Raw genomic sequence first — 23504 nt, forward strand, 5'->3', positions numbered from 1 at the left:
TAAGGGCGCATCCGATAGCCGGACGGTACGATAATGTAATGCCATATCTGCGTGCTCATTTCAGGTTTAAACCTTCGCTAAAATAGCAAGCGATTGTTACAAGACATTAACCGTTCAGTGACGGTTTGATGAAAAGGGCAAGGGCCTCCGATGAGCCGACTAGGAACGGACTATCGACGACGCGCAACGGAAAACCGGCATTGCCGCGCCAGAGCATCGGAACGATGCTAAATGGTGATATTGAACCTCGCAGGCACTTCTAAAAAAACCAGTAACTGTCGGAATAGGTTTGAAACACTACCCAAGACAAAATCACCAACCGGCTTTACGGATAGGATCTCTTAACCTAATCCGCTCCAGCCAATGGCTTGCCGGCTCCGGTTTCGACAAGGCATAACCCTGACGATACTTCGCTCCGCTCTGCTCGGCAATGGACAATTGCTGCTCGGTTTCAATGCCTTGAACGACGACCTCGCCTCCAGTTTCATGAATCAGATCGATGATCCTGGGCAAAACGTGGCTGACTTTTTCATTGACGGCCGCTTCATGGATCAAATCCCCATGCAATTTGACGAAGTCAGGCGTAATATTCCATAGCCTTTTGACGTAGGTCAGCTCCCTGCCAAAATCCGCGATCGCGATTTTGAATCCGCGATCGCGGAAATTCCGCAACGCCTTGTCAAGCACGTTACGGTCATCCAAAAAGCTTTCTTCGAGTTCGATTACAACCTGGTCCACCGGCACGGAATGCGCGTGCACGATCGCTTCAAAGACCTTGCCATGCGCATCCACCCGCGACAACAGTGCCGGATGCACGTTGATAAACAACAGCTCATGTTCCTCTTTGATGCCCAGAAAATTGAGCAAGTGCAGAGTCCGGCAGATACGATCGAAAAACACCAGACCACCGGTTTCCTCAATGTAACGGAACACGAACTTGGGTTCAACCGGCAATGTTTTGCCGATCGTGGGTCTCAGCAAGGCTTCGTAACCAATAGTCCGGTGGTCGCTTCCTGTGGCGATGGGTTGAAAGACGCTATCAAGATTAAATCCCCGGTAAAGACCCGAATACCGCCCGGATTTATCGACGCTCAGGTAATCATCAAAATCTCCCAAAAACGCGTCCTGCATTTTTTCGTTTAAAACTTCGATAAAGCTTTGGCTCATGGCTTGATTACTCCCATGCACAACATAACCGGAAGAGGATGATAATGCCGCCATCGCGGCATCGAGTCATTTTTCGACATCGTCAACAGAGCAAGCCGACAAACAGGCGCGGATACGCGGCAATGCTTTGCTTCGCGCATCGTTAGCAAAGTAAAAAACCTCAAATGAATTCCAAAAAATGGCGGGCGAGGCCCGCCTAGAAGGCACCCGTAAGACTAAAAATGGAAAGAGTTTGTGGTCATTGCCCTTGGTGCCGATACTAACGCCGTTTCCCGATTTGATAAAACGATATTATTAGATGAATATATCTGCTAATTCTGTAGCGCTATCGTGCGGCCCACTCATCGGTGGTTGCAGCTTTTTTTGATTCCCGAAAATTCGAGTGCATGAGCCTCGTTATTATCAAATTCGATATTTTTGTCTAAATATATCGTTTTCTTTCCAAGGCTTTTTCTCCTACCCTTTAGTACATTTCTCGATTTCCTACGCTTCATCGAAGCAACACCTGTATAAACCGATTAATCAAGGATTGGAAAAACCATGCCTTTACATCAACTGATAGAACACTTCAACTATCGTTTGGGATCCAGCCCCGGCAACTATTCGGGTCCGTTCGTCTTCAAAAACGGAGTCGTCCAGGGGGTGTATGGACCGATACAAATTGGCAGCATGTTGTCGCCGGTTCGATTGACGGATGACCCGAATTGTATCACGGGATATAGCGCCAAACTGCAGTTGACCAACCGCCCGGCGGAACCCTTGCACGGGGATGATATTGAACATTTGCTGAGCAATCCTTTGGCGCCCTCGCTCGATACATTATCGATTCTGAGTTTCGATCGACTGTCGAGAACCGTACATATGCTGAATTACTTGTTGCTGCCGACGCAAACGGAAACCGATACGCTATTTCTGGACGTCGATCCCCGGCATATCCTCGGCGTAAAAGAAAATCATGGCGTTTATTTTGAAGAAATCATTGTGCGCTGCGGACTTGAAACTCGAAACGTGGTGATTACGGTGCCCGTCAATCCGGCCTATGCGCGTTTTCAGCAACAATTGAACCAGGGCCTGGAGAATTACCGGCGCCGCGGTTATCAAATCGCGCTGAAGTTTGATTATGCCGCGTTGGGTCAACACGCCAATCAGTTAATTCAGGCATTGGGGCCAAATTATGTCATCGTGGCGGCCAACTCGCTTGACAAGGTCCGAGAAACCAAGGCGTGTGAAAAACTGCGGCAGTGGAATGCATTGGTGAGGTCGATCGGCGGACGGAGTATCCTGTCGAATGTGACGCAGATAAAAAACAGCGCATTGGCGCGAAACGTGGGCTTTGAACATGTCGAAGGCGATTTTTACGGCAGCGAGTCTTTTGGCCTCCCGCTAGCCCAAAATACAGCGCTATGCGCATGATGATGGATCAGCGCCAGAAATGAAGACCGGCCGGGGTTTTAAAACCCGGCCGGTCTATCATGCTACGCGGAAATGACTTTTTGACCGAAGCCTGATGCCAAGCCTTCCCTCCCCTTGGCTATCGCGGGAGAGAAGGCCTTCTGCCTTCTCCACCTTATTTTCCGACCGGAATATTGCCGCACTGAATCTTGCGTACGACAGTTGCCAGCCAATCGATCTCGGCATAGGTGTTGTAGAACGCCAATGACGGTCTGACCGTACTTTCCAGGCCGAACCGGCGCAGGATCGGCTGCGCGCAGTGGTGGCCGGAGCGCACCGCGATGCCTTCCTTGTTCAGCGCCGTGCCGACATCGGCGGTGCTGATGCCTTTCAGTACGAACGACAAGACGCTGGTTTTGTCGCGCGCGGTACCGATCAGCCGCAAGCCCGGAATGCGTGACAGCAAATCGGTTGCGTAAGCCAGCAGTTCATGCTCATAACGGGCGATGTTGTCGATGCCGACCGTTTGCACATACTCCAGCGCGGCGCCGAGACCCACCGCATCGGCGATGTTGCCGGTACCGGCTTCGAAGCGCGCGGGCGCGGGCTGGTACACGGTCTTCTCGAAGGTCACATCCTCGATCATGTTGCCGCCGCCCTGCCAGGGCGGCATCGCTTCGAGCACGTCCGGTTTACCGTACAAGGCGCCGATGCCGGTTGGGCCGTAGATCTTGTGTCCGGAAAACACGAACCAGTCGCAATCGAGTTTTTGCACGTCGACCTTGATATGCGAGATCGACTGAGCGCCGTCGAGCAGGACTTTCGCGCCGGCGCGATGCGCCAGTTCGATGATTTCCTGGGCCGGCGTGATCGTGCCGAGCGCATTGGAGACCTGTGTAAACGCCACCAGCTTGGTCTTGCCGTTCAGCAATTTCTGGTATTCCGACAACAGGATCTGGCCCGTGTCGTCGACCGGAATCACCTTCAAGACCGCGCCCTTTTCCGCGCATAACTGCTGCCACGGCACGATGTTCGCGTGATGTTCGAGCCAACTGACGATGATCTCGTCGCCCGGGCCCACGTTCGCGCGCCCCCAGCTTTGCGCCACCAGATTGATCGCCTCGGTCGAACCGCGTACAAACACCACGTCATTCGGCGAACTCGCCCCTATGAAACGCGCGACGATTTCCCGTGCATTTTCGTAAGCATCGGTCGAACGCGCTGCCAGTTCATGCGCGGCGCGATGGATGTTCGAGTTTTCGTGCTGATAAAAATAACTCAGCCGGTCAATCACCGCTTGCGGTTTCTGCGTTGTCGCGGCGTTGTCGAGCCACACCAGTGGACGGCCGTTGACCTTTTCGCTCAGGATCGGAAAGTCGCGGCGCAGCGCATGCACGTCGAAAGGCGGATGCGCGGAACCGAGGCTCGGCGCTGCCGCTGAACGAGCGGCTCCGCTCAATTCTTCGAGAAAATAAAACGAAGAACCGCCGGACAAACCAGGATTGCCAATCCTCGGCGATGCCAGATTTTTCAGTTCGCCAAGTCCCGGCAAACCAAAACTTTCCGGTCTGACGCCGAATGATGATGTATCGGTTGTCAGCCTGGATAAGCCATGCGTCGCAGACGCATGCGGCACGACATCGAGCCCTTCCGCATTCGCATGTTGCAGAAAATAATACGACGATCCTGCAGTCGCGGGTTCGGCAGGCTGCGCAGGCGTCGCCAGTTCATGCAAGCCGCTTTCATGCGGAACGCTGAACGAATCCGGCACAATCGCATGCCCCGACGACGGGTGAATATCGGTGATAGCCTCGGCGGCTTGATGTCCTGTCTCGGGCTGTACGGCATGAACGCCCGCCCCGGGTGACGGCACCGCGGAGAAAAACTCATTCGCCCAGCGGTTTAGTTGCTCGATATCCGGTAAAGGCGGCGCGGTGGCCAAATTTTCGAGATCACTTCTTGTAGTCATACGCGTAGTCATAATAGTTGTCCACTTCGACGTTTTCGAGCACACCGAGCGCGTCGTCGGTCAACACCGCCAGTGAGCAGTACAAAGACACCAGATACGAAGCAATCGCTTTATGGTTGATACCCATGAAACGCACGGACAAGCCCATGCTCAGTTCATCGGTCAGATTCGGCTGATACAGTCCGACCACACCCTGACGGCTTTCGCCGGTGCGCAACAGCAGGATATTGGTCTTGCCGTTGGTGATTCTCAGCTTGTCTGTCGGGATGAAGGGCAGTCCGCGCCAGGTCAGAAACTGCGATCCGAACAACGAAATAGTCGGCGGCGGCGTGCCGCGACGAGTCGCTTCACGACCAAAGGCCGCGATCGCGCGCGGATGCGCCAGAAAGAACCCAGGCTCTTTCCAGACCTTCGCAATCAACTCATCAATATCGTCCGGCGTCGGCGAGCCGTGGCGGGGCGAAATTTTCATCGAGTTGGCGACATTGTTCAACAATCCGTACTCGGCGTTGTTGATCAATTCGCTTTCCTGGCGCTCCTTGACCGTTTCGATGGTCAAACGCAGTTGCTCGCGAATCTGGTTATGCGGACTGCTGTACAAATCGGCGATACGGGTATGGACGTCCAGTACAGTATTGACCGCATTCAGACGGTATTCGCGGCCCCATTCTTCGTAATCGACAAAGGTTTGCGGCAACACTTTTTCATCAAGACTGGAGCAGTCCACCGCGAGGTCGGCTTCATTCTTGACTTTGTTGACCCGGTAAATACCCGCTTCGACCGGCACCCATTGCAGCAGGTGCACCAGCCAGCGCGGCGTAATGGCTCCCATCATCGGGACGGTCTTGGTCGCATTGGAAAGCGTGCGAGCGGCAACGTCTCCTAATGCGGTATGAGCTTCATGAATATCGGTCATCGGATTGTTCCTCTTAAATTATTGAATATAAAAAATGGTTTACGCATTATTCACTATAAACCGGCGGCTCTTTTTTGGTTAAAATTTCACAGTGCGCGCGCGATTGGGTCACGATGCTGCCGGGCGCGACGCTCTCGGTCAGCCAGACATTGCCTCCTATCGTCGATCCTCGGCCTATCGTGACGCGGCCAAGAATCGTCGCACCGGCATAAATCACCACATCGTCCTCGACAATCGGGTGACGGGGATAGCCTTTGGTTAAAGTTCCGTCCGCGTCTTTCATAAATCGCTTCGCCCCCAACGTTACCGCCTGATATAGGCGCACATGGCGGCCGATCACCGAAGTTTCGCCGATGACAACGCCGGTGCCGTGATCGATGAAAAAACTTTCGCCGATTTCGGCGCCCGGATGAATGTCGATACCAGTCGCGGAGTGGGCGATTTCGGTGATCATGCGAGCAATCAGCCGGACGCCGAGACCATAAAGCGCGTGTGCGATACGCTGATGAATCATCGCGGTGACGCCCGGATAGCAAACCAACACTTCATCAATGCTGCCCGCAGCCGGGTCGCCCTCGTACGCAGCCTGAATATCGCAATCGATCAGCCGTCGCAACGCCGGAATCGTCACCGCGAAAGCGCGGGTGATCGCCGCCGCGCGCAGCAGAATCTCCTCGGAGTCGGCGCCATCGTCGGAGATGAAATACAACTCGCGGCGAATCTGTTTCTGCAATTCCCTGAGCGTCGCGTCCAGGGTATGGCCGACATAACTGTCAATGCCTTCGTCGGTCAGATCAGGAAGGCCGAGCCGATTCGGAAACATAGCCGCGCTAAGCCCATCGATAATCGTAATCAGAACTTTGCGCGACGGCAGCTTCGGCGGCTTATTCAGGCGTGCCCGGCTCTCGAGCGAGTGCAAGCGTAAGGCGCGCAATTCCGCGACGATGCTGTCGATTTCGAGGCGATTTTCATTTACATTGATTTGAGCCATTTTTTTCATGAATGAAGTCGGTTGAAATAACGACATTATCGTTAAGCCAACACCAAAAAGCTAAAAACGTTGCATTGCCAAACAGAGGTAATCCTTGCCTCCAGTTAACTTGGCCTGCAAAACCAAGCACAAATTTTTAGGCAAAAAAAAAGCCAATGTCCTTAATCCGAACACTGGCTTCCGGTTGTCCGGTCAGCAATCAACTTATCGGTAAAATACCGTAGGTGCATTAGTCCTGTCAATATAACAAGAAAAAAACTCCCCACAAGCGCCCGCCCCTGCACGTCCGGTAGGAGACGCCCTGGAATCAGCGATGCGTCTAAACGCAGCCCGTTTTCCGAATAAGATGAGAATAAACCGTAATAGTTCTGACCTGACCTACACTATTTACATCAAACTTCCACCGGCCGGCTCGCCAAACGGGGCAACATACTGATCGAGCGGAAGCTGACCAGTTTCTGATTTTGCTCGTCCCAAAGATTCAGCCATAACGACTTAAGGCTCTGGCGTATTGTCAGCGGTTTTACCGTCTGTAAGACAGGCACTTCGTTATAACAGCGCTGCAAGTTATAGTTCGGAATATTGGCCCTGACGTGGTGAATGTGATGCAGTCCGATATTGCCGACGATCCATTGCAGCACTTTGGGAAGTTTATAGTATGAACTTCCCTCAAGCCCTGAACTGGTCAGGTCCCAATTTTGTTCACGTTCCCAGTAAACATCCTCATATTGATGCTGAACGTAGAACAGCCACATACCGGCGCTTGCCGCCATGATGATGATCGGCAATTGAATCAGCAGGTAGTTCTGAAACCCCAAGGTCAAGCTCATTAGAGTGATGACCGCGGCAATGGCGATATTGGTAAAAATAACGCTGTTGCGTTCGCGTTTTTTGGCGCCCTGGCTGGGGAAGCGCTGGATGATTATAAACAGCACAAAAGGGATGACCGTGAATAACAGCAGCGGATTACGGAATAAACGATAGACCAGGCGTTTAAACCGGGAGGCAGCCAGATATTCATCGACTGTCAGGGTCCAGATGTCGCCTACGCCGCGTCGATCCAGATTGCCTGATGCGGCATGATGTATGATATGGGTGCGCTTCCAGTCCTCATACGACGTGAAGACCATGATACCGGAAATATATCCCAGAATCCGGTTGGCCGAGCGTGATGGAAAAAAGGCGCCGTGGCAGCAATCATGGAACAGGATGAAGATGCGCACCAGGAAGCCGGCCGCAGGTATGGACAAAAGCAGGGTCGTCCAAACCGGGAGTCCGTACAGCACGGTAAAAATCATTAGCGCCCAGAGGCCGAGGTAAGGTAGAAAGGTGTTCGCTATTTGACCAAAAGCCTTGCGATAATCGGGCTGCGCGTATTTCGATACGGCCTGGATCAAATCTTCGCGAAAGCCTTGAATGTTTTGGCGGTAAGTGGGTGGTAAGGTTTCGGGCGGGGTAACATGTTGTGGCATATATGACTTAACTCAATAAAACTAATGCAGAATCTTGGACACATCCGTACTTTTCCCATCGTCTGCCGCATAAGTCGAGCAATCGATTGGAAGACCGATAGTGGGTAAAAAAACAAATGCTTGGGTCCTGCTAGGGCAGTTGATAAAACCCGGCCGAAAAAGGGCCGGTTAACGGTTAATGAAGTAGGCGGGAAATAAACGAAGGAATTTCGGGCGGTGCACAACCCTTATCCATACGCATGAGAGACGGATAAGGTGACGGCAACTTACTATTTCAGAGGTTGCCGCATGTTTTCAGTAACTATCCGTTAGTTTTTAAAACACGCGGAAAAGTTCATCGGATGTTAAAAAATTCAGCTGAGTGGAAGCAAAACAGTGTCATTTACTTATGATCGACACCTTTGGCCGAATTGAGCGATTTTTCTCGCTTTTGTTTGAACGAAAACAGGGTTGTCAGCATCGTCGAAAATATATGATGAAAATGAACTAACCCGTTTGCTGTCTCTGCCCCCCCGTCGCCAATAACTCGTCGATGAAAAAACGGCAAAAAGACGGCAGGTACATCTGTTTCAAATAAGCGAAGCGAGTTACCGACGGTGGAATCAGATGACCCAGGTCGCGTGCGACCAAGTCTTCATCCACCTGCTGCTCGAAGGCGGTTGCGGCGATGATGCCGACGCCGAGGCCGATCCGCACATAGGTCTTGATAATGTCCGAATCGGCGGCTTCGAGCGTGATATCCAGGTGGATATGGCTGCTGGCCAAGGCCATTTCAATGCTCGAGCGGCCGGTATAGCCCTTGCTGTAGGTCAAAATCGGAAAATCGGCCAGCCGCTCCAGCGTGATCTCTTCTTCGGCCAACGGATGGTCTTTCGGCACGATTGCGACATGGTGCCATTCGTAGCACGGCTTGATGATCAGCTTGTCATCCTCTTCATTCAGTTTTTCGGTGCAGATCGCAATGTCGGCCTGATGATGATGCAACAGATCGATCAGATTGGTGGGCGACGACTGCACGATGTAGATTTTGATGTTAGGGTAATTCTCCCGGAACTTGCGGATCGGTTCCGGCAAGAAATATTTGGCCTGCGTATGCGTCGTCGCAATGTGCAATTCGCCATTGCGGTTATTCAAAAAATCTTCCGCGATCGCCTGAATGTTACGCTTGGACAGATTGATCATAGTGACTTCTTCCATGATCCGTTCGCCGAGCGGCGTTAGCCCAACCAGTTTTTTACCTTGGCGCTCGAACACCGGCGCGCCGAGTTCGCCTTCCAGCAATTGCAATTGGCGGCTGACCGCCGACTGCACGACGAACATCTTTTCAGCCGCTTTCGACAGGTTGAAATTGGTCTCCTGCAAAACCCGGAGGAGTTCGAGTTGGTTTAGATTCATACCTTCCTTATATTTGTATGATTGCCGCTATCTTCGTCAATGCCATAAAGTTAAAAACTCCACGTGCCGCATCCCCAAAGGTCATAAGGGGATTGCCGGTATGACAGCTGAGATTATAGGCAGCGGCACTCCGCGTTGGATTGATTTAAAAAATGGGTATTATCTCCATTGAACCAATGCGCATGTCTAATCCTGAGCGACACCCGGTCGCCTTTGGTCAGTTGCAGCGATTTAAACCGCTCATTCGGCATCTCGGCATAGACGATCGGTGTCGCCTTCCCCTGATTTTGGCCATATCTGGCCAATTCGATACGAATCGCCGAGCCCAAATGTTGCCAATCTTTCAAAATGAAAGGCGAATTGGCCGTATCGGCATTTTTTTCGATGTCGATATCATGCGGACGCACATGCGCGGTCAGCGCATCAGGCTCATTTAAAATGATGCCAGCATCACGCAGCCAGATTTTATCCTCTTTTTCGAGATGAAACACATTGGTTTGCCCGATGAATTTCGACACGAAGGCATTGGCCGGATGGTCGTAAATCTCGCTCGGCGCTCCTTGCTGTTCGATTCGGCCGTGATTCAGCACTACCACCTGGCTGGCGACTTCCATCGCTTCTTCCTGATCGTGGGTCACGAAAATGCTGGTCACGTTCAGTTCGTGGTGCAGGTTTCTGAGCCATTGCCGCAAGTCCTTGCGCACGCTCGCATCGAGCGCGCCGAACGGTTCATCGAGCAGGAGCACAGAAGGCTCGACAGCGAGGGCGCGTGCCAGCGCGATACGCTGACGCTGCCCCCCGGAAAGCTGATCCGGGTAGCGGTCATGAAGCCAATCCAGTTGCACCAGTTCCAGCAATGCATGGACTTTTTTAGTGATCTCATCGTTACTCGGCCGGTCACGGCGAGGCTTAACCCTTAAACCAAAAGCAACATTTTCAAATACTGTCATGTGCCGAAATAGAGCGTAATGCTGAAACACAAAACCAATGCCGCGCTGACTGACTTCCTGATCGGTTTTGTCTTCCCCGCTTAATAATACCCGCCCTTCATCGGCGCTTTCAAGGCCTGCAATGATGCGCAGCAAAGTCGTTTTGCCGCAACCGGAAGGCCCTAATAAGGCCACCAGTTCACCTTCTGGAATTTCCAGATTAATTTGATCCAGCGCGGCAAACGTACCAAACTTTTTACTGATATTGGAAAGCAAAATACTCATAGGGCTCAAAATAAAATTAAAAACAAAACAGGCTAAAGGCTAAAAATACGGCCTTTTTCCATTATTTCCCTCTTGCGGTCATCCTGATACACAACTTTAATAAGCAGCAAAATCGATAGCCGGACAAACCTACAGGACAATATATTCGTCTTTTCGGAGGATCATGACAGAGTTGTGTTGCGCCAGCGCTGGCGCTTGATATACTCTTCCCTGAAATCAACGATGTCATTTATCTTGAAGTCTGCTTCCACTCCAGAGCCGTCTTCAAAACCAAAGTCACGATGGCCAATCCGGCTAAAATGGATGCGCTGGCAAAGGCCCCGATTACGTCATAGTCGTTATAACTGACTTCCACATGTAAAGGCAGTGTATTGGTCATTCCCCGGATATGACCGGAAACCACGGAAACCGCGCCAAATTCACCCATCGCCCTAGCGTTGCATAGCAATACGCCGTATAGCAAAGCCCATTTTATGTTAGGCAGGGTCACCGCCCAAAAGGTCTTCCAGCCACTCGCTCCAAGTGACAACGCCGCCTCTTCTTCCTGATTGCCCATTTCCTGCATCAGCGGAATCAACTGCCTGGCTACGAAAGGAAAAGTAATAAACAAAGTAGCCAGAATAATACCCGGAACAGCAAAGATTATTTTTATGTCATGAGCGATCATCCATTCGCCAAACCAGCCCTGTGCACCGAACAACAGCACGAAAATCATTCCTGAAATAACCGGCGACACTGAAAACGGCAGGTCGATTAAGGTGGTCAACAGACTTTTTCCTGCAAATTCAAAACGGGTAATCGCCCAGGCGGCAGCAACGCCAAATACCGTGTTCAACGGCACGGTGACTAATGCCGTCAATAAGGTCAGATTAATAGCAGCCAATGTGTCATCCTGGGATAATGCCGTCCAATAAGCCTCTAGGCCTTTGGAGAATGCTTGATAAATAACCAATCCTAAAGGCAAGCATATAAACAGGCTGATAAAGCCGACAGCAATAGCGATCAGACTCCATCTGACCCAGTCCGCATCTTGCAGAACCCGTTCTTGGCGCGCAACCAATCCGGCCGGATTTATGGGTTGAGTAACGTTACTCATATTTACATCATCCTCAAAGTTGTCCAGAGCGCTTACGAACCCAATATTGCAGCATGTTAATCAACATAAGCAGCACAAACGAGATAACCAACATCGTCAAGGCAATGGCAGTGGCTCCGCTATAGTCAAATTGCTCCAGCTTGGCAACAATCAATAGCGGCACAATTTCCGATACAAAGGGAATATTGCCGGCAATGAAAATGACTGAACCGTATTCACCCACGCCTCTGGCAAATGCCAGCGCGAAACCGGTCAGTAATGCCGGGAAAATGTTCGGAAAAATAATTTTGCCGAAGACCTGCCAGCGCGTGGCGCCCAGACTTGATGCGGCTTCTTCTAACGCGGGTTCAAATTCCAGTAATACCGGCTCGACTGTGCGCACTACAAACGGAATGCTGATAAAAATCAGCGCTATTACGATGCCCAGTGGTTTAAAAGCCACCTGTATGCCGAACGAATCGGCCAGCAACTTGCCGAGAAAGCCGCTGGGCTGAAAAATAGTCGCCAACACAATACCGGCAACAGCAGTTGGCAGGGCAAACGGGAAGTCGATCAAGGCGTGAAAAAAACGCTTGCCGAAAAACGAGTAACGCACCAACACCCAGGCGACGATAAAGCCAAAAAAACCGGCAATCAAAGCGGCAGCCAGCGCAGTGGAAAAACTGACGCGAAACGAATGCAACACGCGTTTGCTGGTAATGATATTGACATAATCATCCCAACCCAGCTGAAAACTTTTAAACACCAGCGTGCTGAGCGGGATTAAAACCACCAGACCCAGATAGATCAGAGTAAACCCTATAGTCGGTCGAAAACCCGGCATAATACTGCTTTTTGACATTACCTCACTCCACTTTTGATAGAGCACTTTACGAAAAAACGTATAGGATGGACAGGGAACCCGCCCACCCTATATTTCCTAATTGCCACCAATTAATGACGGATTATTTTCCCGGCCCGTATATCTGGTCAAACACGCCGTTGTCAGAGAAATGTTTTTTCTGCGCAGCATCCCAACCGCCGAGTTGATCGATTTTTACCAACTCCAATGATTGAAATTGCTTGGCGTATTTGGCGGCTATTTCAGGATCGGTAGGGCGATAAAAGTTTTTCCCAATGATTTCCTGACCTTCCTTGCCGTACAAATATTTCAAATATTCCGTCGCCACTTCAGTAGTGCCATGTTTGCGCGCCACATCTTCTACTACCGCAACCGGGGGCTCGGCCAAAATACTCAATGACGGCGTGACAATCTCAAATTTATCCGCGTCAAATTCGCGCAGCACCAAGTAAGCTTCGTTTTCCCAGGTGATCAATACATCGCCGATTTCCCGCTCGACGAAACTGGTGGTGGCTCCGCGTGCCCCCGTATCCAATACCGCAGCGTTTTTGAATAATTTGGCGACAAAATCTTTAGCCGCCGCCTCATCATTATTATTGTGCTTAAGCGCATATGCCCATGCCCCCAAATAGTTCCAACGCGCGCCGCCGGAGGTTTTCGGATTCGGTGTTACGATGCTCACACCAGGTTTGACTATGTCATTCCAGTCCTTAATACCCAACGGATTGCCCTTACGCACGAGAAATACGATAGTAGATGTATAGGGGGAGCTGTTGTTAGGCAGCAAACTTTGCCAGTTTTCCGGGATCAATTTACGTTTCTGGTAGAGCTGATCGATGTCATAGGCTAACGCCAGGGTAACCACATCGGCTTCCAGCCCTTCCAGCACAGAGCGAGCCTGTTTGCCGCTACCGGCGTGTGATTGATTGACGGTCACCGTATCGCCGGTTTTGGCTTTCCAGTATTTGGCGAACACAGGGTTATATTCTTTATATAGTTCACGGGTCGGATCGTAGGATACGTTGAGCAGATTTATATCCGCCGCGCGCACTTCAGCAGCCGCCAATACGGCTAATACAGCCGCAAAGACTATTTCGGTCAATTTGTTTTTCATGGGTAAACGCCTTATGTCAGGTTGTTTAAAACGCTAATTGGAAACGGGTTGCAAAAACTTGTTCGTTGGGCCTATTGCCGCCTTTGGCCGCGCCGCCATCGAAAGATACATTTTCGTAATCCGCTCGAATGATGGCATTGCTGTTAAGGAACCAGTTTGCGCCTATCGTCCATGCTTTGGCACCGGAAGCTGACTTGTTTGGATCAAGGATTCGGAAAGTATCATTATCCACGTCAAGCTGGGTATAGCGGGCCGCAAGCTGCAAGGCGCCCCACCTGCCATTGAATGGATCAAAGTTCCGAATGGGTTTGACGCCGGAAAAACTATTATCTTCGCCGGTGACTACATAAGAAGCTAGAATCTGCCAGGCTGTGTTGTTCTGCTTAACATTGGTATTGCCGCTGACCAGGTGCTGCGAAGACACAACATACTCACCAATGGCGCCGAACGGGCCAGAATACCAATAAGCTTGCGGATAAATACGGTAGGTAGCGCCGTCGGATGTCGGGGTGGCAAAACCGGAATTAACCTTCGTGTAATCAAGAAAAATGCTTCTGCCAATAGGCGTGGACTGAGGTTTTAAAGCCTGTTTATTCGGATTTCCAACAGAACCCGCCACGCCGAGTCCGAAGCCTTCCAGCCAGGAATAGCCGGTGTGCTGGAACGGATGGGCAAATAAACGTCCGTCTATTTCTTTATTGTCATCAGTGTCTTTCGCATCATTATTTGGACTGCCATCGTCTCCAGTGCCATTTGTAACGCCGATCTGATAGATGAAAGTATTTTTAGAATCGATAGGACCTGCCACAGTCTCTGTTTTGTAGCCCGGCTTAGAGAACGCGCCATGCAGTTGTATACCTACGTCACGGTTTGGCGCCAAGTAAGTCGGAAAGCCCCGCTCGAGAAAAGTACCGTCCGAATCGCCCTGTAAACGCTCTAGACTGATCGAAGGCTTGTATTTACCGACTAACAGGCTGGCCGCAGGATGGTAGGCGTAATCGAGATAAGCATCCGGCAGAATGTTGCTGCCCGCCGCAAAGTCGGGCATGATCTTGTAAAAAATGTTTTTAAAAAAGTAACCTTCCAGCCAGATACGCGCTTGCCTAATTTCGAATCTGTCGTTCTGCCTATAAAGGTCATTATGCTTGCTATCCTGGGCCTTACTGTTATCATCGATAAAGAAACGGCCGTCGGCCTGTACCGCTCCACGTATCCGAACCTGATGTTCTTTGTCAGCAGAAGTAATTTTGAATCCATCGGCGCCTGCATCGAATACCGGCAACTTACTGAACGTGCTGGCCGTTACTTCATCTTGCACTTCCAATTTACGCTCCAGGGTATTCACCTTTCGGGTCAGTTTTTCCACTTCGGGAGCCGATGTAACCGGTTTGTTGGATAACACACCGGCATGATCCAACTTCTCCAAGCGGCTTTCCAGTTCGCGGATGCGTCGCTCCAGGGCCTCGGTATCGGCATGGGCGTCGGGAATACCGAATAAAGCAAGATTAATCACACTTGCTATCGCTGTGCGTTTAAAATGTTTCATAGTCCTTGTCCTCAAAAATAAACTTTGCCATCCGGTGGTCCGGTCAGACTGCAATTTCTCGTATAATATTTTTTTATCGCCGTTTTTTTCGGTAGAAATGTGTAATTATTTTATTTTATTATCCATGCGTAACTTCTCCTTACGCTCGATCTGCACGACCTTGCTGTCGTGCACGACGATTTCGATAGAGCCAAAACGGATGCCTTCCAGCATCTGGCTAATCTGATGCACTATTTCAATGTGTTGATTTTTGTGATGACTGCTTTCAACGTGATTGGCCATGCCTGTACTCCATGCAAAAGTCTTGTTGGAGCTAATTTTAAATAGGTGTTTAATCTTAAAAAAACGATATTATTCGATTTATATATCTGTTTTTTAGTGAACGCCAATTGAGAGCGCAGAAGACGATGCTCTGCTCGATTAATCGTCAGGGAAAACGAGAGGCGCTACCAAAGATATTGGCGGCCGAATCAATGGAAGAAAAAACCGAAACAAGGTATCCGCCGTTATTAGAACGGCTATACGAGAATGTGATCGCCGAGTCTTTCGGCTTTTAGAATCAACCGCTATTCTGAGCGAACAGGAGTTGATAAATAAATCAGGAAGAAAAAAAACCTTCCGCGCATTGGCGCGGAAGGTTATGACTCAGAAAATTTACGCTGCGAAGTTTGCTGCCGCAAAATCCCAATTCACTAATGCCCAGAAGGCTTCCAGATAAGCTGGACGGGCATTGCGGTAATCAATGTAATAGGCGTGCTCCCAAACATCGCAGGTCAACAGCGGTTTTTGGCCCGAGGTCAATGGACAACCGGCGTTGCTGGTGCTAACCAATGCCAGGCTGCCGTCTGCATTTTTGACCAGCCACGCCCAACCCGACCCGAAAGTGGTCACGGCGCATTTGGTGAATTCTTCCTTGAATTTCGCAAAAGAACCGAACGTAGCGTTGATAGCATCGGCCAGCACGCCGGTCGGCTCGCCGCCGCCATTGGGCGACAGACTGTTCCAGTAAAAGGTATGGTTCCAGACTTGCGCAGCGTTGTTGAAGATCCCGCCTGAAGATTTCAAGATAATCTCTTCCAGAGATAAACCTTCAAATTCGGTGCCTGGCACCAAATTATTCAAATTCGTCACATAGGTTTGGTGATGCTTACCGTAATGAAACTCCAGGGTTTCTTCAGAGATACGCGGCGCCAAGCTATTTTTAGCATAAGGCAAAGCAGGAAGTTCGAAAGCCATGTAATAAAATCCTTAATCAGTTGAACATGTTGCGACTAAACAAGCGTAATTCCCACCCATTTAGTCAACTACTACTTTAACATTGCTTGCGGTTGAAACAAAGTACGAACTGATAAATCCGCAAAAGCGGCCAATTTGTCGTTTTTTAGCAGATTCTTGCGTTAGGATCGTGATTATTGCGGCTTACTGTTGCCGTTGTTTTACAATACGCGCATAGTTGAATCCACACGATTTTGATCAAAGGAATATCACATGGCAATAGAAATCGAGCATAAATTTTTACTCGCGAATGAGAATTGGCGGCGAGAGATTCAGCACTCCGAAATATTCAGGCAAGGCTATCTGAGTTCGCAGCCGACCAGCTCGATTCGTGTCAGAATTTGCGAACAACAAGCATGGCTGAACATCAAAAGCGCAACGATCGGCACACACAGGCTCGAATATGAATATGAAATACCGGTCGCCGATGCACAGGAAATTCTGTCCGAATTATGCAAAAAACCCCTGATCGAAAAGACCCGGCATTATGTGCAGCATGGCGATGATCTCTGGGAGATAGACGAATTCGATGGCGCCAACCGGGGCCTAGTCGTGGCTGAAATAGAACTCGCCGCAATCGGCCAGCCTTTTGTGAAGCCTGCCTGGCTTGGACCGGAAGTTACCGATGATTTGCGTTATTACAACAACAATCTGGCACGGCATCCATATTCCGAATGGTGCGACGCTAACCGGCCAATCGCAGAATAATGGCTTGCAAACGGCTTTCCTCCATTGAGGAAAAAACACTATGTCATTGTTTAGTTGTACATTAAAGCTTTGTTACATTAGACGAACAGGACATTGCCGAGCGCTTAGAAAAATTTATCAGAAACTTATTGAATTGCAGCGAAGTTTGCTCTATAGTTCGCTGTATGAAAAAAACTACTTTTGTTGCATTACTGCTACTTTCCAACCAATGTGTTGCGGACACACTAGGCGACGCATTGCAATCCATTGAAAGCGAATGGGCGGCCATTTATTATAAAACCCCCAAAGCACAGCAGGGCGAAGCATATCAAAAGCTATTGAACAAAACGACGGTACTCGAGAAGGAACATCCGAATGCCGCAGAGCCAATCGTATGGGAAGCGGTTATCAAGGCTACCTATGCCGATCACCAAGACGCGATGTCGGCGCTATCTCTGGTCAATGAAGCAAAAGATCTGCTGCATAAAGCAATCAACATCAATCCTCAAGCGATGGATGGTTCAGCCTATGTAACTTTGGGCACGCTTTATTATATGGTGCCGAAATGGCCGGTCGCTTTCGGCGATGAGGACAAAGCTAAAGCCTTACTCGAAACCGCGCTTAAAATCAATCCAAAAGGCATAGACAGCAATTACTACTACGGCAATTTTCTGCTATCCCTTGACCGCACCGAAGAAGCGAAAAAATATTTTGAATACGCTGCGAATGCGCCGACACGTCCCGAGCAAACCTTTGCCGACGATCAATTGAAGGCGGAAGCGCAAAAAGCGCTAAAGAAAATCAAACAGACCACATCCGATTCAGACGACAATGTGTTCGCATCGTTCAACCATACCGTACAAGTCCATTAAGCTCAATCGGTGACCCGCTCATCGAATGCATCTGTTTGATTCATAACCGCGCAGAACCGATTGGGTATTCTATCAGAACCCGGTTTCTGGTATCATACCGATCCTTTCACGACCATAACTCGACAACTTTCCCGGAAATTATTATGGCTTTTGTAGTCACAGAGAACTGTATCAAATGTAAATTTACCGACTGCGTGGATGTTTGCCCGGTCGATTGTTTTCACGAAGGTCCCAATTTTTTGGTGATTGATCCCGATGAATGCATTGACTGCACTTTATGCGAGCCAGAATGCCCGGCGAATGCGATTTTTGCGGAAGATGAAGTGCCTGATGATCAACAGCAATTTATTGCACTGAACGCCGAACTGTCCAAGAAATGGCCAACCATCACCGAGGTCAAAGGCGCGCTGCCGGAAGCCGATGACTGGAACGGCAAGGCGAACAAAATACAATATCTGGAAAAATAATTCATTTATCGCCAGAAATTCGAATCAGCAGCGGTTCGAATTTCACAAACACAAAAAAGCCGGGATTGACCCGGCTTTTTTATTTGTCCTTTTGACAGGACTTATTGCGGCCGATCAACCAGTTCAACGTAAGCCATCGGCGCATCGTCTCCGGATCTGAATCCACATTTCATGATGCGCAAATAACCGCCCGGTCTTCCTTGATAGCGTGGACCGAGTTCATTGAACAGCTTGGTCACCACATCACGATCGCGCAATTTAGCAAAAGCTACACGCCGTTTCGCCACGCTGTCTTCTTTGGATAGGGTAATCAAAGGCTCAGCATACCTTCTCAATTCCTTCGCTTTCGGCAAGGTTGTCTTGATCAGTTCATGATTGAACAGTGAGCATGCCATGCTGCTGAACAGCGCCTTTCGATGGCTACTGGTGATGCTGAATTTTTTTCCGGATTTTCTGTGTCGCATTACTTTGGGACCTAGCTATGTGATGTTAATTGCTTGAATGACTGTGCTCTGCCAGACTATCCGGCGGCCAATTTTCCAGGCGCATACCAAGCGACAGCCCTTTTAGCGCCAAAATGTCTTTGATCTCGGTCAAAGATTTTTTACCTAAATTTGGTGTTTTTAATAATTCGACTTCGGTGCGCTGAATCAAATCACCAATATAAAATATATTTTCGGCTTTTAAACAATTCGCCGAACGCACGGTCAATTCAAGATCGTCAACCGGACGCAACAAGATCGGATCCCAAGGCACTTCCGGCTCCTTGACTTCAGCTGCCTCAGGCTCTGCGACCTTTTCGAAATCGACAAAAACAGACAACTGATCATGCATGATCGTTGCCGCCAACTTGATCGTCTGCTCAGGATCAACCGTACCATTGGTTTCCAGTTCGATGATCAGCTTATCCAGGTCGGTGCGCTGTTCAACACGCGTGCTCTCGACGTTATAAGCCACGCGAATAATCGGGCTATAAGAAGCATCCACATGCAACGCGCCCACGGCTGAAGCGCTGTCACTGCGCGCTCGGCGCACGCCGACGGCCTCATAGCCTCTTCCGCGACGAACACGTATCTTCATATTCAACGCGCCGGACTGCGTCAGATTAGCAATGACCAAATCAGGATTGACAATCTCAGCGTCATGCGGCAATGAAATATCAGCAGCCGTTACGGGACCCGCGCCGGTTTTGGATAAATTCAAGACCGCTTCATCTCGCGAATGCAGGATTACAGCCAATTGTTTTAAATTCAGCAGTATGTCAATGACATCCTCCTGAACGCCTTCGATGGTAGTGTATTCGTGCAGTACGCCGTCGATCTCGACATCGGTTACCGCACATCCTGGTATCGTAGAAAGCAAAACACGACGCAAGGCATTGCCAATCGAATGACCAAAGCCGCGTTCAAGCGGCTCAATGACGATCTTTGAATGATTCTTCGATTTACTAACAACCTCAACAATACGAGGCTTCAACAAACCAGAAATTGAATTCTGCATTTAATTCCCTCGGAATGGTAATTATTTTGAGTATAACTCAACAACCAACTGTTCGTTGATATCGCTGCCCAAATCGGCGCGGTCCGGTAACGAGGTAAAAGTACCGGTCATTGTTTTGGAGTTAACCTCAACCCACGAAGGAAATCCGTACTGTTCGGTGACCGCCAATGCATCGATAATACGCTGTTGCTTTTTGGCTTTCTCCTTTACAGAAACGACATCGCCGGGCGAAAGCTGGTACGAAGGCACGTTGATCGTGGCACCGTTGACCAGGAACGCTTTATGGCTAACCAATTGACGCGCTTCCGCACGAGTGGATGCAAAACCCATTCGATAAACGACATTGTCCAGGCGTGACTCAAGCAGATTCAACAGGTTTTCACCGGTTGCGCCTTTTTTCAGATCCGCGATTTTATAGTAATTGCTGAATTGTCTTTCAAGAACACCATAGACTCTGCGCAGTCTTTGCTTTGCGCGAAGCTGCATCGCATAATCTGAAGTCCGTGTACGCTTAGTACCATGCTGGCCGGGCCTTTGATCCAGCTTGCATTTGCCTTCCAGGGATTTTCCCCGGCTTTTTAAAAACAGGTCAGTGCCTTCTCTGCGGCTTAATTTGCAGGTAGGTCCGAGATATCTTGCCATTGTTTACAACTCCAGAGACTATACGCGGCGTTTTTTGGGTGGACGGCAACCGTTATGGGGAATCGGAGTGACGTCGATAATATTAGTAATTTTGAAACCCAGGTTGTTCAAGGATCGAACGGCGGATTCACGACCGGGACCAGGGCCTTTTATCAGCACATCCAGGTTCTTCATGCCGTATTCCTGCGCAACTGTACCCGCCTTCTCAGCGGCAACCTGCGCCGCAAATGGAGTACTTTTACGTGAACCGCGAAAACCTGAACCACCGGAAGTAGCCCAGGACAGCGTATTGCCTTTTCTGTCTGTAATCGTAATAATGGTATTGTTAAAAGAAGCGTGAACGTGCGCGATGCCGTCAGCGACTTCTTTCTTGATACGTTTTCTGGTTCGAGCGGGACTAGCCATTGTTTAACCTCTGCCGGGAATTATTTCTTGATGGGTTTGCGTGGACCTTTACGAGTACGTGCATTCGTTCTCGTTCTTTGTCCTCTGAGTGGCAAACCACGACGATGCCGTATCCCGCGATAGCAACCTAGATCCATCAAGCGCTTGATATTCATAGACACTTCACGACGCAAATCACCTTCTACGGTCATCTTGGAAATGATGTTACGAAGCGTATCAAGTTGCTCCTCGGTCAATTCCTTTATTTTGATGGAAGGTAAAATGCCCGCTTCCCCACAAATATTTCTTGCAGTCTGACGGCCAATTCCATAGATTGCGGTCAATGAAATTTCCGCATGCTTATGATCTGGTATATTTATCCCGGCAATACGCGCCATGTAGATATTCCCCTGAGTTCTGTTCTTGAGTTAAGCGCCGAATTATAACATTCGTTAACTAACGGCACAAATAATAATTAACCTTGCCGTTGTTTGTGAGTGCCATCTACACAAATCACTCTAACGACGCCATTTCTTTTTACGATTTTGCATTTTCTGCAAATTGCTTTTACCGAAGCTCGGACTTTCATTGGGTTGCTCCTATTGGAATCTTAATTTGGGTTTATTTTTTCAAATTGGCTTTCTTCATCAGACCTTCGTACTGATGAGACATGATATGGGTTTGCATTTGTGAGATGAAATCCATAACAACGACCACGATAATCAGGAGTGATGTACCGCCAAAATAAAAAGGCACGTTCCAATAAAGAATCAAAAACTCAGGCAGCAAACATACCAAGGTAATATAGAAAGCTCCGATCAACGTCAGCCGTGTCATTACCTTGTCTATGTAGGCGCTCGTTTGAATGCCCGGCCGAATGCCGGGCAGAAAGGCGCCTGATTTCTTCAGATTTTCGGCGGTTTCTTTTGAATTGAATACCAATGCGGTATAGAAAAAACAAAAGAAGATAATCGCGGCCGCGTAAAACATCACATATACAGGCTGGCCCGGCGACAACATTGTCGCGACATCACGCAACCAGGTTAATCCTTCACTATTGCCGAACCAGTTTGCAACGGTGGCCGGAAACAAAATGATGCTTGATGCGAAAATGGGAGGAATAACACCAGCCATGTTCAGCTTCAAAGGCAAAAAGCTGTTTTGCCCAGCATACATCTTGCGTCCTTGCTGTCTTTTCGGATAGTTTATCAGGATTCGGCGCTGCCCTCTTTCGACGAAAACCACGATCGCGGTCACCGCAAGCGTAATCAAGAACAGCAGAATAATGAATCCACCATTCATTTCGCCGGTCCTGGCCAGCTCAAGGGTTCCGCCTACCGCTTTTGGCAAACCGGAAACGATACCCGCAAAAATAATCATCGAGATGCCGTTACCGATACCACGTTCAGTGACCTGTTCCCCGAGCCACATCAAAAAAATGGTGCCGGTGACCAGCGTAATCGTGGTGATCGCGATAAAACCGGCACCTGGACTGATCACGACAGAAAGTCCGCCGGCGGTCTGATTCTGCAATGCGATCGAAATTCCGATCGCCTGAAAGGACGCCAATGCAACCGTTCCGTAGCGGGTATATTGCGAAATCTTCCGCCTGCCGGTTTCGCCTTCTTTCTTCATCTGCTCGACGGCAGGAATGATGATCGTCATCATCTGCATGATAATCGAAGCAGAGATATAAGGCATGATGCCAAGAGCAAACAAGCTTAACCGCATCAACGCGCCGCCCGAGAACATGTTGAACATATCCAGGATCGATCCGCTTTGCTGTTCGAACATGATTTGCAGTGCTTTTGGGTCAATCCCCGGCACTGGAATGTGCGAGCCGACCCGATACACGAAAAAAGCACCCAGAACGAACAAAAGTCGTGATTTCAGCTCGGACAAGCCGGCGGGTTTATTGGCTGATTCGTCTCTTGACATACGAGATTATTCCTCTACTTTGCCGCCAGCCGCTTGAATCGAAGCCAACGCTCCGCCTGTCACCTTCAGCCCTTTAAGGGTGATCGACCTGGAAATTTCGCCAGATTTGATTACCTTGACGGTTTTGGTGAAAACAGGGACGATGTTGCCGTCGATTAAGGTTTGCACATCGATTACATCAGCTTGTAAGGCGTTAAGTTCGTTGAGGCGAACTTCAGCAGTAAACATCGCTTTATGTGACTTAAAGCCGATTTTCGGCAACCGGCGCTGCAAAGGCATCTGACCGCCTTCGAAACCGACTTTATGAAAACCGCCGCTTCTAGCTTTTTGTCCTTTATGCCCGCGTCCGCAGGTCTTACCCAAGGTGCTGCCGATACCGCGACCAACGCGTTTGGCTTTCTTGCGCGCTCCTACGCTCGCTTGAATCGTATTCAAAAACATTACCGCTCCTCGACTTTCAACATATAAGCGATTTTATTGATCATGCCTTTGTTTTCGGGAGTATTCAGCACTTCAACCGTTTGGTTGATCCTGCTTAACCCCAATCCTTTTAGACACGCCTGGTGTTTTGGCAAACGACCGTGTTTGCTCTTGGTCATAGTGACGCTGAGTTTATTGCTGGCCAT

26 protein-coding genes are annotated in these 23504 nt (G+C 49.5%); 4 read left to right on the forward strand and 22 right to left on the reverse strand.

Translation table 11 applies throughout. The features are described 5' to 3' along the window. Window positions 1-312: 312 nt before the first annotated feature. Window positions 313-1167 carry an EAL domain-containing protein gene (locus U2W12_RS14280; RefSeq protein WP_326501363.1) on the reverse strand — a complete coding sequence of 285 codons (855 nt, stop codon included), beginning with the start codon at window positions 1165-1167 and terminating at the stop codon, window positions 313-315. 540 nt (window positions 1168-1707) lie between these two features. Here U2W12_RS14280 and U2W12_RS14285 point away from each other — a divergent pair. After that, a complete protein-coding gene (locus U2W12_RS14285) occupies window positions 1708-2580 on the forward strand; it encodes a hypothetical protein (protein WP_326501364.1) in 873 nt (290 codons plus the stop codon). A 154-nt stretch (window positions 2581-2734) separates the two neighbouring features. Here the strand turns inward: U2W12_RS14285 and U2W12_RS14290 are convergent, their stop codons facing one another. The 12 genes from U2W12_RS14290 to sodB all read right to left on the reverse strand — a co-directional run bounded on the left by U2W12_RS14290 (window position 2735) and on the right by sodB (window position 16349). Next, window positions 2735-4528 (reverse strand): family 2A encapsulin nanocompartment cargo protein cysteine desulfurase, encoded by a 1794-nt coding sequence (locus U2W12_RS14290; RefSeq protein ID WP_326501365.1) that lies wholly within the window; start codon window positions 4526-4528, stop codon window positions 2735-2737. Then, complete coding sequence (locus U2W12_RS14295; protein WP_326501366.1) at window positions 4512-5444, reverse strand: family 2A encapsulin nanocompartment shell protein; 933 nt, start codon at window positions 5442-5444, stop codon at window positions 4512-4514. The genes U2W12_RS14290 and U2W12_RS14295 overlap by 17 nt, the downstream gene beginning before the upstream one ends. A 46-nt stretch (window positions 5445-5490) precedes the next feature. Next, a complete protein-coding gene (gene epsC / locus U2W12_RS14300; RefSeq protein WP_326501367.1) occupies window positions 5491-6444 on the reverse strand; it encodes a serine O-acetyltransferase EpsC in 954 nt (317 codons plus the stop codon). 383 nt (window positions 6445-6827) lie between these two features. Next, window positions 6828-7907: a fatty acid desaturase gene (locus U2W12_RS14305; RefSeq protein ID WP_326501368.1), complete on the reverse strand. Its 1080-nt coding sequence runs from the start codon at window positions 7905-7907 to the stop codon at window positions 6828-6830. A 486-nt stretch (window positions 7908-8393) separates the two neighbouring features. After that, window positions 8394-9302: a LysR substrate-binding domain-containing protein gene (locus U2W12_RS14310; protein ID WP_326501369.1), complete on the reverse strand. Its 909-nt coding sequence runs from the start codon at window positions 9300-9302 to the stop codon at window positions 8394-8396. Window positions 9303-9415: 113 nt separating this feature from the next. Beyond that, window positions 9416-10516 (reverse strand): sulfate ABC transporter ATP-binding protein, encoded by a 1101-nt coding sequence (locus U2W12_RS14315; RefSeq protein WP_326501370.1) that lies wholly within the window; start codon window positions 10514-10516, stop codon window positions 9416-9418. Window positions 10517-10745: 229 nt separating this feature from the next. After that, window positions 10746-11612, reverse strand: a complete 867-nt coding sequence (gene cysW, locus U2W12_RS14320) for a sulfate ABC transporter permease subunit CysW (protein ID WP_326501371.1) — start codon at window positions 11610-11612, stop codon at window positions 10746-10748. 13 nt (window positions 11613-11625) lie between these two features. Beyond that, window positions 11626-12453 (reverse strand): sulfate ABC transporter permease subunit CysT, encoded by an 828-nt coding sequence (cysT, locus tag U2W12_RS14325; protein ID WP_326501406.1) that lies wholly within the window; start codon window positions 12451-12453, stop codon window positions 11626-11628. Window positions 12454-12556: 103 nt separating this feature from the next. Continuing rightward, window positions 12557-13567 (reverse strand): sulfate ABC transporter substrate-binding protein, encoded by a 1011-nt coding sequence (locus tag U2W12_RS14330; RefSeq protein ID WP_326501372.1) that lies wholly within the window; start codon window positions 13565-13567, stop codon window positions 12557-12559. A 25-nt stretch (window positions 13568-13592) separates the two neighbouring features. Continuing rightward, window positions 13593-15113 (reverse strand): porin, encoded by a 1521-nt coding sequence (locus tag U2W12_RS14335; RefSeq protein ID WP_326501373.1) that lies wholly within the window; start codon window positions 15111-15113, stop codon window positions 13593-13595. Between the two features lie 105 nt (window positions 15114-15218). Next, on the reverse strand, window positions 15219-15395 hold the full coding sequence (locus U2W12_RS14340; RefSeq protein WP_326501374.1) for a YezD family protein: 177 nt from the start codon (window positions 15393-15395) through the stop codon (window positions 15219-15221). 372 nt (window positions 15396-15767) lie between these two features. Then, window positions 15768-16349 (reverse strand): superoxide dismutase [Fe], encoded by a 582-nt coding sequence (sodB, locus tag U2W12_RS14345; protein WP_326501375.1) that lies wholly within the window; start codon window positions 16347-16349, stop codon window positions 15768-15770. A gap of 252 nt (window positions 16350-16601) precedes the next feature. Between sodB and U2W12_RS14350 the strand changes: the two genes are divergently transcribed. From U2W12_RS14350 to fdxA, 3 genes are all read left to right on the forward strand, one after another. Further along, window positions 16602-17096, forward strand: a complete 495-nt coding sequence (locus U2W12_RS14350; protein WP_326501376.1) for a CYTH domain-containing protein — start codon at window positions 16602-16604, stop codon at window positions 17094-17096. A 236-nt stretch (window positions 17097-17332) separates the two neighbouring features. Beyond that, window positions 17333-17947, forward strand: a complete 615-nt coding sequence (locus U2W12_RS14355) for a tetratricopeptide repeat protein (RefSeq protein ID WP_326501377.1) — start codon at window positions 17333-17335, stop codon at window positions 17945-17947. 143 nt (window positions 17948-18090) lie between these two features. Then, on the forward strand, window positions 18091-18414 hold the full coding sequence (gene fdxA / locus U2W12_RS14360; RefSeq protein ID WP_326501378.1) for a ferredoxin FdxA: 324 nt from the start codon (window positions 18091-18093) through the stop codon (window positions 18412-18414). A 101-nt stretch (window positions 18415-18515) separates the two neighbouring features. Here fdxA and rplQ read toward each other — a convergent pair whose 3' ends face one another. The 9 genes from rplQ to rpmD all read right to left on the reverse strand — a co-directional run bounded on the left by rplQ (window position 18516) and on the right by rpmD (window position 23504). Beyond that, entirely contained in the window at window positions 18516-18878 is a 363-nt protein-coding gene (rplQ, locus tag U2W12_RS14365; protein WP_326501379.1) for a 50S ribosomal protein L17, read from the reverse strand. Between the two features lie 25 nt (window positions 18879-18903). Then, complete coding sequence (gene rpoA / locus U2W12_RS14370) at window positions 18904-19914, reverse strand: DNA-directed RNA polymerase subunit alpha (protein ID WP_326501380.1); 1011 nt, start codon at window positions 19912-19914, stop codon at window positions 18904-18906. Between the two features lie 21 nt (window positions 19915-19935). Continuing rightward, window positions 19936-20556, reverse strand: coding sequence for a 30S ribosomal protein S4 (gene rpsD, locus U2W12_RS14375; RefSeq protein WP_326501381.1), 621 nt, complete (start codon window positions 20554-20556; stop codon window positions 19936-19938). Between the two features lie 18 nt (window positions 20557-20574). Further along, complete coding sequence (rpsK, locus tag U2W12_RS14380) at window positions 20575-20961, reverse strand: 30S ribosomal protein S11 (RefSeq protein WP_326501382.1); 387 nt, start codon at window positions 20959-20961, stop codon at window positions 20575-20577. Between the two features lie 20 nt (window positions 20962-20981). Continuing rightward, a complete protein-coding gene (gene rpsM / locus U2W12_RS14385) occupies window positions 20982-21338 on the reverse strand; it encodes a 30S ribosomal protein S13 (protein WP_326501383.1) in 357 nt (118 codons plus the stop codon). 77 nt (window positions 21339-21415) lie between these two features. Beyond that, on the reverse strand, window positions 21416-21529 hold the full coding sequence (gene rpmJ, locus U2W12_RS14390) for a 50S ribosomal protein L36 (protein ID WP_326501384.1): 114 nt from the start codon (window positions 21527-21529) through the stop codon (window positions 21416-21418). Between the two features lie 32 nt (window positions 21530-21561). Then, complete coding sequence (gene secY / locus U2W12_RS14395; RefSeq protein WP_326501385.1) at window positions 21562-22878, reverse strand: preprotein translocase subunit SecY; 1317 nt, start codon at window positions 22876-22878, stop codon at window positions 21562-21564. A 6-nt stretch (window positions 22879-22884) separates the two neighbouring features. Further along, complete coding sequence (gene rplO, locus U2W12_RS14400) at window positions 22885-23319, reverse strand: 50S ribosomal protein L15 (protein WP_326501386.1); 435 nt, start codon at window positions 23317-23319, stop codon at window positions 22885-22887. Then, window positions 23319-23504 (reverse strand): 50S ribosomal protein L30, encoded by a 186-nt coding sequence (gene rpmD, locus U2W12_RS14405; RefSeq protein ID WP_326501387.1) that lies wholly within the window; start codon window positions 23502-23504, stop codon window positions 23319-23321. The genes rplO and rpmD overlap by 1 nt, the downstream gene beginning before the upstream one ends.

The sequence above is a fragment of the Methylomicrobium sp. Wu6 genome (assembly GCF_035916875.1).
Lineage (GTDB): Bacteria > Pseudomonadota > Gammaproteobacteria > Methylococcales > Methylomonadaceae > Methylomicrobium.

Excerpts from the sequence above, each read along its gene's own strand:
- U2W12_RS14280 (WP_326501363.1), bottom strand. The coding sequence starts at position 1,167 with ATGAGCCAAAGCTTTATCGAAGTTTTAAACGAAAAAATGCAGGACGCG.
- U2W12_RS14285 (WP_326501364.1), top strand. The coding sequence starts at position 1,708 with ATGCCTTTACATCAACTGATAGAACACTTCAACTATCGTTTGGGATCC.
- U2W12_RS14290 (WP_326501365.1), bottom strand. The coding sequence starts at position 4,528 with ATGACTACAAGAAGTGATCTCGAAAATTTGGCCACCGCGCCGCCTTTA.
- U2W12_RS14295 (WP_326501366.1), bottom strand. The coding sequence starts at position 5,444 with ATGACCGATATTCATGAAGCTCATACCGCATTAGGAGACGTTGCCGCT.
- epsC (WP_326501367.1), bottom strand. The coding sequence starts at position 6,444 with ATGAAAAAAATGGCTCAAATCAATGTAAATGAAAATCGCCTCGAAATC.
- U2W12_RS14305 (WP_326501368.1), bottom strand. The coding sequence starts at position 7,907 with ATGCCACAACATGTTACCCCGCCCGAAACCTTACCACCCACTTACCGC.
- U2W12_RS14310 (WP_326501369.1), bottom strand. The coding sequence starts at position 9,302 with ATGAATCTAAACCAACTCGAACTCCTCCGGGTTTTGCAGGAGACCAAT.
- U2W12_RS14315 (WP_326501370.1), bottom strand. The coding sequence starts at position 10,516 with ATGAGTATTTTGCTTTCCAATATCAGTAAAAAGTTTGGTACGTTTGCC.
- cysW (WP_326501371.1), bottom strand. The coding sequence starts at position 11,612 with ATGAGTAACGTTACTCAACCCATAAATCCGGCCGGATTGGTTGCGCGC.
- cysT (WP_326501406.1), bottom strand. The coding sequence starts at position 12,453 with ATGTCAAAAAGCAGTATTATGCCGGGTTTTCGACCGACTATAGGGTTT.
- U2W12_RS14330 (WP_326501372.1), bottom strand. The coding sequence starts at position 13,567 with ATGAAAAACAAATTGACCGAAATAGTCTTTGCGGCTGTATTAGCCGTA.
- U2W12_RS14335 (WP_326501373.1), bottom strand. The coding sequence starts at position 15,113 with ATGAAACATTTTAAACGCACAGCGATAGCAAGTGTGATTAATCTTGCT.
- U2W12_RS14340 (WP_326501374.1), bottom strand. The coding sequence starts at position 15,395 with ATGGCCAATCACGTTGAAAGCAGTCATCACAAAAATCAACACATTGAA.
- sodB (WP_326501375.1), bottom strand. The coding sequence starts at position 16,349 with ATGGCTTTCGAACTTCCTGCTTTGCCTTATGCTAAAAATAGCTTGGCG.
- U2W12_RS14350 (WP_326501376.1), top strand. The coding sequence starts at position 16,602 with ATGGCAATAGAAATCGAGCATAAATTTTTACTCGCGAATGAGAATTGG.
- fdxA (WP_326501378.1), top strand. The coding sequence starts at position 18,091 with ATGGCTTTTGTAGTCACAGAGAACTGTATCAAATGTAAATTTACCGAC.
- rplQ (WP_326501379.1), bottom strand. The coding sequence starts at position 18,878 with ATGCGACACAGAAAATCCGGAAAAAAATTCAGCATCACCAGTAGCCAT.
- rpoA (WP_326501380.1), bottom strand. The coding sequence starts at position 19,914 with ATGCAGAATTCAATTTCTGGTTTGTTGAAGCCTCGTATTGTTGAGGTT.
- rpsD (WP_326501381.1), bottom strand. The coding sequence starts at position 20,556 with ATGGCAAGATATCTCGGACCTACCTGCAAATTAAGCCGCAGAGAAGGC.
- rpsK (WP_326501382.1), bottom strand. The coding sequence starts at position 20,961 with ATGGCTAGTCCCGCTCGAACCAGAAAACGTATCAAGAAAGAAGTCGCT.
- rpsM (WP_326501383.1), bottom strand. The coding sequence starts at position 21,338 with ATGGCGCGTATTGCCGGGATAAATATACCAGATCATAAGCATGCGGAA.
- rpmJ (WP_326501384.1), bottom strand. The coding sequence starts at position 21,529 with ATGAAAGTCCGAGCTTCGGTAAAAGCAATTTGCAGAAAATGCAAAATC.
- secY (WP_326501385.1), bottom strand. The coding sequence starts at position 22,878 with ATGTCAAGAGACGAATCAGCCAATAAACCCGCCGGCTTGTCCGAGCTG.
- rplO (WP_326501386.1), bottom strand. The coding sequence starts at position 23,319 with ATGTTTTTGAATACGATTCAAGCGAGCGTAGGAGCGCGCAAGAAAGCC.
- rpmD (WP_326501387.1), bottom strand. The coding sequence starts at position 23,504 with ATGGCCAGCAATAAACTCAGCGTCACTATGACCAAGAGCAAACACGGT.